Origin of the sequence: Neglectibacter timonensis (assembly GCF_900048895.1) — a bacterium.
GTDB lineage: Bacteria > Bacillota > Clostridia > Oscillospirales > Acutalibacteraceae > Acutalibacter > Acutalibacter timonensis.
Genome location: NZ_LT160634.1, coordinates 63,539 through 75,605 on the forward strand (window position 1 = coordinate 63,539; position 12,067 = coordinate 75,605).

Genomic DNA, 12,067 nt, shown 5'->3' on the forward strand with positions numbered 1-12,067 from the left:
CCATTCATTTCCAGCACGGAGCCGGTTTTATGACAAAGCAGTCTGTATGGCAACCTTGATGACGCCGTCACGGCGGTTTTCGAACAGTTCGTATGCTGCGGCGATTTTCCCCAGAGGATAGGTGTGTGTGATAAGAGGCGTGGTATCGATTTTACCGTTTTCGATCAGCCTCAGCGTTTCAGCACAATTGCAGCCGTCTACTCCGCCTGTTTTAAAGATGAGGTTTTTGCCATACATTTCCGGAAGCGGCAGAATTTGCGGCTCATCATAGAGGGCGACCACTGTAACCACAGCGTTGGGCCGGGCATACTGCCACGCCATACGGAAGGAATCTTGGCTGCCTGCTGCTTCGAGAACTACGTCCGCTCCGCCATAGGGACAGCGCTGCCGGAGAACTTCCGGAAGGTGTTCCGGTTCTGCTGCGAGAATCTGCGGATAATGCTGCCGTATAAACTGCAGGCGCCGCGGATCTTTTTCACAGACGATCACCTGCCGGGGCGACCGAAGCAGCACGCATTGCAGGGTGCAGATTCCTGTAGGGCCTGCGCCAATCAGCAAGACGGTGTCTTCGGGCTTGATTTCAGAGATCTGGGCGGCCCAATAGCCAGTGGCAAGAATGTCGCCTACGAACAGGGCCTGTTCATCGGTGACGCTGTCTGGAATACGGTTCAGTCCCTGATCGGCATAAGGAACACGGACGTATTCCGCCTGTCCGCCGTCGATCCGGCAGCCCAGCGCCCAGCCTCCGTTCGGATCCGTGCAGTTATTCACCCAGCCGTGTCTGCAAAAAAAGCAGTTTCCGCAGAAGGTTTCCACGTTTACCGTTACCCGGTCTCCGGGAAGGACAGAGGAGACGGAGGAGCCAATTTTTTCCACAACGCCCACCATTTCGTGGCCTATCGTGATTCCCGGAACTGCTTTTGGAACGGAGCCGTGTTTGATGTGTAGGTCGCTGGTACAAATGCTGGAAAGTGTCACCCGGACAATGGCGTCCCTGCTGTCCAGCAAAACGGGCTTTGGTTTGTTTTGAAGTTCAAAAATCCCCGGTTCTACATAGGTATAAGCCAACATGTTGTGGCCTCCTTCCAGCGTGTGGGATTGGGCAGGACGCCGAAAAATGGATCCTGCAGCCGGCGAAGAACGAGGACGGTTCCCAGTCCCTCGTTTTCAATAGAATTATTTTACCACAGCATCAGAGTTTTGAAAATTGATTTCCGCTGATTTGAAGGCCGGAAGGCTTGACTTTTAAAAAATGAGACGGTATAATAATGAAAACTGAAAAATTTGCGGGCGTAGTTCAATGGCAGAACATCAGCTTCCCAAGCTGAATACGAGGGTTCGATTCCCTTCGCCCGCTCCAAAAGAGCAGCCAAGAGCTGTTCTTTTTTTATAGGGCGAAGGGAATCGAAAGCCCGTGAAGAAAAGGCGCCAGTGGCGCGTTTTTAGGGCGTGGGGATAGTGCGAGGAAGAAAACCAAACAAGCGCGCAGGGCGAGCACCGGGCCCAAGCATCAGCGAGGTTCCTTCGCCCGCTCCAAAAGAACAGCCAAGGGCTGTTCTTTTTTTATAGGGCGAAGGGAATCGAAAGCCCGTGAAGAAAAGGCGCCAGTGGCGCGTTTTTAGGGCGTGGGGATAGTGCGAGGAAGAAAACCAAACAAGCGCGCAGGTCGAGCACCGGACCCAAGCGTCAGCGAGGCTCCTTCGCCCGCTCCAAAAGAGCAGCCAAGGGCTGTTCTTTTTTTATAGGGCGAAGGGAATCGAAAGCCCGTGAAGAAAAGGCGCCAGTGGCGCGTTTTTAGGGCGTGGGGATAGTGCGAGGAAGAAAACCAAACAAGCGCGCAGGTCGAGCACCGGACCCAAGCGTCAGCGAGGCTCCTTCGCCCGCTCCAAAAGAACAGCCAAAGGCTGTTCTTTTTTTGTCTGGAAGAAGCAATTGGAAAATCAAAATCATTCCTGTTTCAATACATTAACCGTCAGATGTAGATATCCAGATATTACCAATGAAAAAGGAAATCGCCTGTGTTACAATAGAAAACAACAAAATAGGTTGGCTTGAAACTTTGTGCAGTGTTGAGGCTATACTTTTGATGCTGGACAGACCGAGGCTGATATAACGGCAGAAATGCGGGGGGCGAACCAAAGACAATGAAGAAGGAATAATAAATCAACAGTGAACTTTGCGCACTATGTTGCTGGGATTATCAAATTGTGAAGAAGAAAGACGATATATTAAAAAATGTGTCGTTGCTATGGTTTTTTTGTCAATTAGGCTATATAATGTTGCTTGCCACGTGAAGAAAGTGAGCACAGAAAAGAATAGCTCTTATTTTTAGTTGAATAGAGTTATTGTGGCTTTTCTGTTTTGGGTTGGGAGGAAGTTGTGTGAAAAAGTTAAATCAAAATGAGGAATATAACTATATTGCGGAGACGCTTCGGTGCCTCAGAGTGCGGGCGGATTTTTCTCAGCAGAACATTGCAGACATTCTCAATCTCAACCGTTCAACTTATACGTATTACGAGACGGGGAAAACCACGCCTGATGTGAGAACTCTCAATAAAATTGCCCATATTTTTGGGGTTTCTATCGAGGTGTTTTTTCCAGAAGAAGGAAAGCTTCCAGTTTTTCAGGATCCTGCCTGGGATACCAATAAACAGCGGCCCCGCAAGGCTGTCTCTGCGAATCCCCAGACGGTAGGCGATCTGAAGCCTGATGAAAAAACACTGATTGCCCTTCTGCGTTCCGACGACAGAATTACCGCAGCCAGTGTTGTGGATACGCTGAAGAAGAGGCTGGCTGAGGCGGATGCCAAAAAAGCGTAAGGCGGTTATTGCGAGGAAATATTCGACAAATTGTGACTAAATGTTTCCTCTCAGTGTGGTATATTAAATATCGTTGATAAACCGCATGTTGCGGGTTTATCCTTATAAATGGTCCGCGTGGTTGCGGATTTTCATGCGCTTGTAGCCCAGTTGGATAGAGCGTCAGACTCCGACTCTGAAGGCCGCTGGTTCGAATCCAGTCAAGCGCGCCAGCGGCGAGTTGCCGCTTATAAGTCTCGCACCTCACTCTGTGGGGTGCGTTTTATTTTGGCTGTGGTAAGCTAGGAGAACATTTTATAGTTTGGAGAGGAGAACGAGGTTGACGAGAAAAGAGATGAAACGGCGTGCTAAAACGCGGCTGAAAAAACATTATTTGATTTTTGTAGCCGCCTGCCTGATCGGTGCATTTTTGGGCGGGGAGTTTTCCGGATCCCTGGGGGCGCTCACGTCCTATTCCAGCGAGGATCTTACCCCGGAATCCAAGGCGGCTGCTCCCGGGAGAAGCCTGCTTCAGGATGAAAGCTTGGTGGACTTAATCGTGGATCTGGGAGAACAGGCTGAAAAGACGCCTCAAAAAAACGCAGAAAATGAAAATCCTATTTTTGGAACCAGCCGGGGGGTGTTCGCCTATCTGGTGGACGCAGCGACCTCGGGCTCGTTCCTTGTCACGGCGTTTTCAGCGCTGAACTCCCTGCTGGGTTCCCGCAGCGTGGCTTTGGGGATTTTGACAGGTCTGGCTTTCCTGGGCGTATTTGCGGTATGGTTCTTCGTACAGAATATGTACGCAGCCGTTTCCCGCAGAATTTTTTTGGAGGGACGCGTTTACGAAAAGGTGCCCGCCCAGAGATTCCTGTTTTTCTTTCGGGTCAAACGCTGGGCAAAGGTATCCTGGACCATGTTCGTGACCGCAGTGCTTCAATTTCTGTGGTCTCTGACCATTGTGGGCGGCATCATCAAACACTATTCTTATATCTTGGTGCCCTACATCGCGGCGGAAAACTCCGATGTCAAGGCACGAGAGGCCATCACGCTTTCCCGTAAGATGATGCACGGTCATAAATGGGAGTGTTTTGTGTTTGAACTGACGTTTCTGGGCTGGGAGGCCCTGGGGGTACTGACCTTTGGGCTTACCGCAATTTGCTACTCTAACCCCTATCGCGTGGCCTCGTTTAGCGAATACTATGCCGGTCTGCGGGAAAAGAGCCTGAACATCCGGCTGCCGGGCACGGAGCTTCTCAACGACCGCTATCTCTTTGAAAAGCCTGAACGTACTGTGGCGGAATCCGCCTATGCCGATGTGCTGGAGTTGATGGGGCAGCCTGTGGAGGATATGCCGGAACTCACTGGGTTCCGGGGTTTTATGGCTCGGAATTTCGGCATTTTATTCTCAGATTCCCCGAAAGAGCAGGCCTATGAAAAGAGCCAGGCAGACCAGTTATTGATTCGTTCCCGGAAAGAGGCGTTGGAGGGGAAAGCCTATCCGGAGCGGCTGTTTCCACTGCCGGAAACGGAGAAGCGTCCCCGCGTGGAAACGTCCCATTACCTGCGGCACTATTCCATCTGGTCCCTGCTTCTCATGTTTTTCCTGCTCTCATTTGTGGGCTGGATATGGGAGGTCATGCTTCATCTGGTGGCGGAACACGAGCTGGTTAATCGTGGGATGCTTCACGGCCCCTGGCTGCCCATTTACGGCGCGGGCAGCATACTTATTCTGGTTCTGCTCAACCGTCTGCGCAGCAGGCCCGCACTGGAGTTTGTCAGCGCCGTGGTGCTGTGCGGATTGGTGGAATACTTTACCTCCTATTTTACGGAGTTGACCCACAACGGCCAGCGCTGGTGGGATTACAGCGGCTATTTTATCAACCTGAACGGCCGCATCTGCGGAGAGGGGCTTTTGGTGTTCGGCCTGGGGGGTGTTCTGGTAGTCTATCTCCTGGCGCCCATGTTGGACGACTTTATCCGGCGCATTCCCCGGAAAGTGTTGATCCCTGTATGCCTGACTCTGGTGCTGTGCTTCTTGGGGGATCAGGCGTATTCGTCCAAGGTGCCAAACGCGGGGAAAGGTATCACAGAGGTGCAGGCAGCTTCCTCCGCAGCCGCCCTTCCTACGGCTCTTTTTTCAGAACAGCCCGTTGTGGGTGGTAGGGAGGCGGCACTGTGGCGGCGGTCTGTCTGATTCCGGTGTACGCGTTGCTCCTGGTCTATTTGGCTCGTTGGTCCCTGAAATGGCTGTCTGTCTGTTCTCTGCGGTTTACAGGGAAAGGTGTGAAAATCCTGGTGATTGTGTTGTGGATCTTTTTCGGCGCTTCTCCGGGAATAGCCTTCCTGCTTCCTGCCGGTACGGGAATCCGACGGATAATGGAGTATATTGGCAATTATTGGCTGGGAATTGTTCTTTACATGGCCATAGTGGTGGCGGTTTTTGACTTGGTGCGGGTTCTTTGGAAACATTTCCGGAAGAGGACTCCCCAAAGTGTCCATCTCCGCCGGAACCGGATGCTGGCCGGAGTCCTGGGACTGGTTCTTATTGCAGGAATCAGCGGTTATGGGATGGTGAACGCAGCCATCATCCGCACCACGCCTTATCAGGTCTCCATCCCCAAAGACGGAGGAAAGCTGAGCTCTCTGAAAATTGTGCTGGCTGCCGACCTCCACCTGGGATATAGCGTGGGAAAGACGCAGATGAGGCAGATGGTGGAGAAAATCAACCGGGAATCTCCAGACCTGGTGGTCATTGCCGGAGATGTCTTCGATAACGACTACGAGGCCATGGATGATCCCGAAGCCCTGATCTCCATCCTGCAGGGAATCCAAAGCAAGTACGGCGTCTATGCCTGTTACGGCAATCACGACGTATCGGAAAAAATTTTGGCGGGCTTTACCTTTGACCGTGCGGGTGAGAAAAAGGAGAGTGATCCGCGGATGGACTCCTTCCTGGAACGTGCGGGCATCCGCCTGTTGAAAGAGGAGTGGGAGCTTATCGACGGCAGCTTCTACCTGTATGGCAGACCGGATCAGGAACGCCCCGGAAGAGGGGTCGAGGTCCGGAAGACTCCCGCGGAACTCACGGCAGGGCTGGACGCCGAAAAAACCATTGTGGTGTTGGACCACGAGCCCCGAGAGCTGCAGGAGCTGGCCGACGCCGGGGTAGATCTGGACCTTTGCGGTCACACACACAATGGGCAGGTATTCCCTGGAAACCTGCTTATCAGGCTGTTTTGGGAAAATGCCTGCGGATACATGCAAAAGGATGGTATGCACAATATTGTCACCTCCGGCGTAGGTCTGTTCGGCCCCAATATGCGGGTGGCCACAGTGCCGGAAATCTGCATCGTGAACGTGAACTTTTCCGGAAGCCCTCCCCAGAAATAATATCTCGTCCAAACGTGTGGTACCAAAATTGTACGGACGGAGCCTGAAAGCGATGGAGCGGACTGGTCGGAAAAATTAAAGAACCGCAGCGGCTTGTCCGCAGCCGACAGGGCCGGCGGTCAATTGAATTTAGCAAGGAGGAGGTAAAAGCAGAACGCAGCCCGGTAATCCAAGATGCCGGACTGCGCTTTGTTGCCTTCGGAGGGCGGCTGTATCATTCCACACCGCGGATGGTACAGATTGGCAGACTGTCGCTGCATTTCGTAATTATAGAACTAAGTGTATCTTCCTATGTACAAAAGCAGAAGATGCCCCCAAGATATAGGAAAAGGAGAAGAAAAAGAAAATAAAGCAAAAAAAAGGAGAAAAAGTAGTTGACAAAAGGATAAGGATTTGATATTATAGTCAAGCGCTCGAGAGAGAGGGCGGAAGCGGAAGGGAGCTCGAGAGAGCTTGAAGCCGCATAGAAGCTGGATTTCGAGAGAGCAGAGGACCTTGAAAATTAAACAACGAGAAGAAAGATAGGACCCGTAATTCCTTGAGGGAACTCGAGGGAGAACAAAGGAAACAGAACCTAAAATCTGTGACAGACGTCAGAGACGTCAAATGAGCTACAAAAGCTCTAAAGATGATTTGAGACCCGAGAGGGTTTTAGATACCATATTTTAGAGAGTTTGATCCTGGCTCAGGACGAACGCTGGCGGCGTGCCTAACACATGCAAGTCGAACGGAGATAGACGCTGAAAGGGAGACAGCTTGCTGTAAGAATTTCTTGTTTATCTTAGTGGCGGACGGGTGAGTAACGCGTGAGTAACCTGCCTTTCAGAGGGGGATAACGTCTGGAAACGGACGCTAATACCGCATGAGACCACAGCTTCACATGGAGCGGCGGTCAAAGGAGCAATCCGCTGAAAGATGGACTCGCGTCCGATTAGATAGTTGGCGGGGTAACGGCCCACCAAGTCGACGATCGGTAGCCGGACTGAGAGGTTGAACGGCCACATTGGGACTGAGACACGGCCCAGACTCCTACGGGAGGCAGCAGTGAGGGATATTGGTCAATGGGGGAAACCCTGAACCAGCAACGCCGCGTGAGGGAAGACGGTTTTCGGATTGTAAACCTCTGTCCTCTGTGAAGATAGTGACGGTAGCAGAGGAGGAAGCTCCGGCTAACTACGTGCCAGCAGCCGCGGTAATACGTAGGGAGCGAGCGTTGTCCGGATTTACTGGGTGTAAAGGGTGCGTAGGCGGCTCTGCAAGTCAGAAGTGAAATCCATGGGCTTAACCCATGAACTGCTTTTGAAACTGTAGAGCTTGAGTGAAGTAGAGGTAGGCGGAATTCCCGGTGTAGCGGTGAAATGCGTAGAGATCGGGAGGAACACCAGTGGCGAAGGCGGCCTACTGGGCTTTAACTGACGCTGAGGCACGAAAGCATGGGTAGCAAACAGGATTAGATACCCTGGTAGTCCATGCCGTAAACGATGATTACTAGGTGTGGGGGGTCTGACCCCCTCCGTGCCGGAGTTAACACAATAAGTAATCCACCTGGGGAGTACGACCGCAAGGTTGAAACTCAAAGGAATTGACGGGGGCCCGCACAAGCAGTGGAGTATGTGGATTAATTCGAAGCAACGCGAAGAACCTTACCAGGTCTTGACATCCAACTAACGAAGCAGAGATGCATTAGGTGCCCTTCGGGGAAAGTTGAGACAGGTGGTGCATGGTTGTCGTCAGCTCGTGTCGTGAGATGTTGGGTTAAGTCCCGCAACGAGCGCAACCCTTACTGTTAGTTGCTACGCAAGAGCACTCTAGCAGGACTGCCGTTGACAAAACGGAGGAAGGTGGGGACGACGTCAAATCATCATGCCCCTTATGACCTGGGCCTCACACGTACTACAATGGCCATTAACAGAGGGAAGCAAGCCCGCGAGGTGGAGCAAAACCCTAAAAATGGTCTCAGTTCGGATCGTAGGCTGAAACCCGCCTGCGTGAAGTTGGAATTGCTAGTAATCGCGGATCAGCATGCCGCGGTGAATACGTTCCCGGGCCTTGTACACACCGCCCGTCACACCATGGGAGCCGGTAATACCCGAAGTCAGTAGTCTAACCGCAAGGGGGACGCTGCCGAAGGTAGGATTGGCGACTGGGGTGAAGTCGTAACAAGGTAGCCGTATCGGAAGGTGCGGCTGGATCACCTCCTTTCTATGGAGACCAAAAGGAGACGGAAGTCAGCCTTTTAACATCCAAGGTCAGGACGAGTCTTAGAAATCTAATCGTTGTTTAATTTTGAGGGTCCTGAAAGGGAACCTCAGGAGAGAAAGGGAACACTTCTTTTCTGAAAAGAATATGGGGGTGTAGCTCAGCTGGGAGAGCACCTGCTTTGCAAGCAGGGGGTCATCGGTTCGAACCCGTTCATCTCCACCAGACCTGCGGAAGGCAAGCTGCGATAGGGAGCAAGGTTGAGAAATTGGCATTGCGCCCGTATTGTTGACAAGTCGGAGGCAGGAAAAGGGCAGAGTGGTAGAAACCACCTCTCAAACCAAGAAATGGGCTTATAGCTCAGCCGGTTAGAGCGCACGCCTGATAAGCGTGAGGTCGGTGGTTCGAGTCCACTTAAGCCCACCAGCACCGAGAGGTGCGGGGATTAAGAAAAGAGAAGCAGTGTCGGAAGCTTATACGAAGTATAAGCCAAAAGGCAGAGAGTGACTCGGTTCTTAAGCCCAAGAAGAGTACCTTGAAAACTGAATAAAGCGAAGCAGATAAGAAATCGAGAATGTTATTTAGATTTAATTTGGTCGAAAGATCTGGTTAAAGGTAAATGACTACAATTTCAAAGAAGCGAAGAAGCAGGAAGGGAAGAGACGCCTTTTCTGCAAAGTTAAGTCTATTCAAAGAAATGCGAAAGATTTAGCTACTCAAAAGAAAGAATCACATGGTCAAGCTACAAAGAGCGCAAGGGGAATGCCTTGGCACTGGGAGCCGAAGAAGGACGCGACTAACTGCGAAAAGCTACGGGGAGCCGTAAGTAGGCATCGATCCGTAGATATCCGAATGGAGCAATCCGTCTGGAGTCATGTCCAGACATCATACACTGAATCCATAGGTGTATGAGGGGAACCGCCTGAACTGAAACATCTAAGTAGGGCGAGGAAGAGAAATCAACCGAGATTCCGCTAGTAGTGGCGAGCGAACGCGGAAGAGGCCAAACCGGGGGTAGTAATATCCCCGGGGTTAGGACAGCAACAAGTATCAGGGAATCTAGCAGAACGGCATGGGAAGGCCGACGAAACAGTGTGAGAGTCACGTATGCGAAAGAGGAACTGAGCTAGCTGAATCCAGAGTACCGCCGGACACGTGAAACCCGGTGGGAAGATGGGGGGACCACCCTCCAAGCCTAAATACTACCCAGTGACCGATAGTGTAAAGTACTGTGAAGGAAAGGTGAAAAGAACCCCGGGAGGGGAGTGAAAAAGAACCTGAAACCTTGTGCTTACAAGCACCGAGAGCCCGTCAATGGGTGATCGGGTACCTTTTGTAGAATGGTCCGGCGAGTGAATGCATCTGGCAAGGTTAAGGACTTAAGGTCCGGAGCCGAAGCGAGAGCGAGTCTGAATAGGGCGCATAAAGTCAGATGTATTCGACCCGAAACCGGGTGACCTACCCATGTCCAGGTTGAAGTGGAGGTAAAACTCCATGGAGGACCGAACCGACTCCCGTTGAAATGGTAGCGGATGAGGTGTGGGTAGCGGAGAAATTCCAATCGAACCCGGAGATAGCTGGTTCTCTCCGAAATAGTTTTAGGACTAGCCTCGTATTAGATTACCGGAGGTAAAGCACTGAATGGCCTAGGGCCCGAGAGGGTACCGAAGCCTATCAAACTCAGAATGCCGGATAATTGATGTACGGGAGTCAGACAGTGTGAGATAAGTTTCATTGTCGAAAGGGAAACAGCCCAGACCCACAGCTAAGGTCCCTAAGTACACTTAAGTGGAAAAGGATGTGGGGTTGCACAGACAACCAGGATGTTGGCTTAGAAGCAGCCACTCATTAAAAGAGTGCGTAATAGCTCACTGGTCGAGTGACCCTGCGCCGAAAATTTAACGGGGCTAAAGTGTATACCGAAGCTTGGGATTCATACGCAAGTATGGGTGGTAGGAGAGCGTCGTATGAGGGGTGAAGTCAGAGCGGAAGCGCTGGTGGACTTCATACGAGTGAGAATGCCGGAATGAGTAGCGAGAAATATGTGAGAATCATATTGGCCGAAAGTCTAAGGTTTTTGGAGGAAGGTTCGTCCGCTCCAAGTTAGCCGGGAGCTAAGGTGAGGCCGAGAGGCGTAGCCGATGCACATACGGTGGAAATTCCGTAGCCGCCAAAAGATTTAAGCAAGGGGACACCTTGAAAGAGCATAACCCGGGCGATGGTTGCCCCGGGCGAAAGGGACCGAAATCAAGTAGGGAAGTATGCTTAGACGAGGGCGAGAAAAGCCTTGTGTATATCTTAGGCGCCCGTACCGCAAACCGACACAGGTAGATAGGAAGAGGATTCTAAGGCCAACGGGAGAAGGGTAGTTAAGGAACTCGGCAAATTGATCCCGTAACTTCGGAAGAAGGGATGCCACAGCGATGTGGCCGCAGAGAATAGGCCCAGGCGACTGTTTATCAAAAACACAGGTTTCTGCTAAATCGAAAGATGAAGTATAGGAGCTGACACCTGCCCGGTGCTGGAAGGTTAAGAGGAGATGTGCAAGCATTGAATCGAAGCCCCAGTAAACGGCGGCCGTAACTATAACGGTCCTAAGGTAGCGAAATTCCTTGTCGGGTAAGTTCCGACCCGCACGAATGGTGTAACGATCTGGGCACTGTCTCAATTACCCGCCCGGCGAAATTGTAGTACCGGTGAAGATGCCGGTTACCCGCGACAAGACGGAAAGACCCCATGGAGCTTTACTGCAGCTTAATATTGGGTTTCGATAATTTATGTACAGGATAGGTGGGAGACTAGGAAGCACGGGCGCTAGCTTGTGTGGAGTCAACCTTGGGATACCACCCTTAGATTGTTGGAATTCTAACCTGCGGCCGTGAATCCGGCCGGGGGACATTGTTAGGTGGGCAGTTTGACTGGGGCGGTCGCCTCCAAAAGAGTAACGGAGGCGCTCAAAGGTCCGCTCAGCACGGATGGAAACCGTGCTTTAGAGTGTAAACGCATAAGCGGGCCTAACTGCGAGGATGACGGTCCGAGCAGTAACGAAAGTTGGAGTTAGTGATCCGGCGGTATGAGAGTGGAATTGCCGTCGCTCAACGGATAAAAGCTACCCTGGGGATAACAGGCTGATCTCCCCCAAGAGTTCACATCGACGGGGAGGTTTGGCACCTCGATGTCGGCTCATCACATCCTGGGGCTGTATTCGGTCCCAAGGGTTCGGCTGTTCGCCGATTAAAGTGGTACGCGAGCTGGGTTCAGAACGTCGTGAGACAGTTCGGTCCCTATCTGTCGTGGGCGCAGGATATTTGAGGAGAGCTGTCCTTAGTACGAGAGGACCGGGATGGACACATCTCTGGCGCACCAGTTGTCACGCCAGTGGCATAGCTGGGCAGCTATATGTGGAACGGATAAACGCTGAAAGCATCTAAGCGTGAAGCCGCCTCCAAGATTAGATATCCCATAGCGTAAGCTAGTAAGGCCCCTTGTAGACTACAAGGTTGATAGGCTGCGTGTGTAAGCATGGTAACATGTTCAGCTTGGCAGTACTAATAGGCCGAGGGCTTGACCATAGCTTTCTTTTAGGTCAGGCTTCTTTGAGACATTTTCTTCTGATTTTGTCTCCCCACTTCGATCTCTTTCTCGCTTCTTCCTTTATTCAGTTTTTAGGGTATTCT

4 protein-coding genes, 4 tRNA genes and 2 rRNA genes are annotated in these 12,067 nt (G+C 51.6%); 9 read left to right on the plus strand and 1 reads right to left on the minus strand.

Annotation, left to right across the window (positions count from 1 at the left end):
• Positions 1-27: 27 nt before the first annotated feature.
• Positions 28-1,071 carry an alcohol dehydrogenase gene (locus BN3911_RS00625; protein WP_066859927.1) on the minus strand — a complete coding sequence of 348 codons (1,044 nt, stop codon included), beginning with the start codon at positions 1,069-1,071 and terminating at the stop codon, positions 28-30.
• Positions 1,072-1,286: 215 nt separating this feature from the next.
• Between BN3911_RS00625 and BN3911_RS00630 the strand changes: the two genes are divergently transcribed.
• From BN3911_RS00630 to BN3911_RS00670, 9 genes are all read left to right on the plus strand, one after another.
• Positions 1,287-1,360 (plus strand) — tRNA-Gly (locus BN3911_RS00630).
• A gap of 1,021 nt (positions 1,361-2,381) precedes the next feature.
• Positions 2,382-2,819 carry a helix-turn-helix transcriptional regulator gene (locus BN3911_RS00635; protein WP_066859931.1) on the plus strand — a complete coding sequence of 146 codons (438 nt, stop codon included), beginning with the start codon at positions 2,382-2,384 and terminating at the stop codon, positions 2,817-2,819.
• Positions 2,820-2,954: 135 nt separating this feature from the next.
• A tRNA-Arg gene (locus tag BN3911_RS00640) sits at positions 2,955-3,031 on the plus strand.
• Positions 3,032-3,138: 107 nt separating this feature from the next.
• Positions 3,139-4,995: a DUF975 family protein gene (locus BN3911_RS00645; RefSeq protein WP_242871046.1), complete on the plus strand. Its 1,857-nt coding sequence runs from the start codon at positions 3,139-3,141 to the stop codon at positions 4,993-4,995.
• The gene (locus BN3911_RS00650; RefSeq protein WP_066859934.1) at positions 4,977-6,191 is read left to right on the plus strand and encodes a metallophosphoesterase; all 1,215 of its coding nucleotides are present in this window, start codon (positions 4,977-4,979) and stop codon (positions 6,189-6,191) included. Before BN3911_RS00645 ends, BN3911_RS00650 begins: the two co-directional genes overlap by 19 nt.
• Before the next feature lie 662 nt (positions 6,192-6,853).
• Positions 6,854-8,393, plus strand: a 16S ribosomal RNA gene (locus tag BN3911_RS00655).
• Positions 8,394-8,539: 146 nt separating this feature from the next.
• Positions 8,540-8,615 (plus strand) — tRNA-Ala (locus BN3911_RS00660).
• A gap of 124 nt (positions 8,616-8,739) precedes the next feature.
• A tRNA-Ile gene (locus BN3911_RS00665) sits at positions 8,740-8,816 on the plus strand.
• Between the two features lie 309 nt (positions 8,817-9,125).
• Positions 9,126-11,962, plus strand: a 23S ribosomal RNA gene (locus tag BN3911_RS00670).
• Together the 16S and 23S rRNA genes with 2 tRNA genes alongside form the textbook arrangement of a ribosomal RNA operon.
• The last annotated feature ends 105 nt before the right edge of the window (positions 11,963-12,067 follow it).

Coding starts and splice junctions, on each gene's coding strand:
- BN3911_RS00625 (WP_066859927.1), bottom strand. CDS start 1,071: ATGTTGGCTTATACCTATGTAGAACCGGGGATTTTTGAACTTCAAAAC.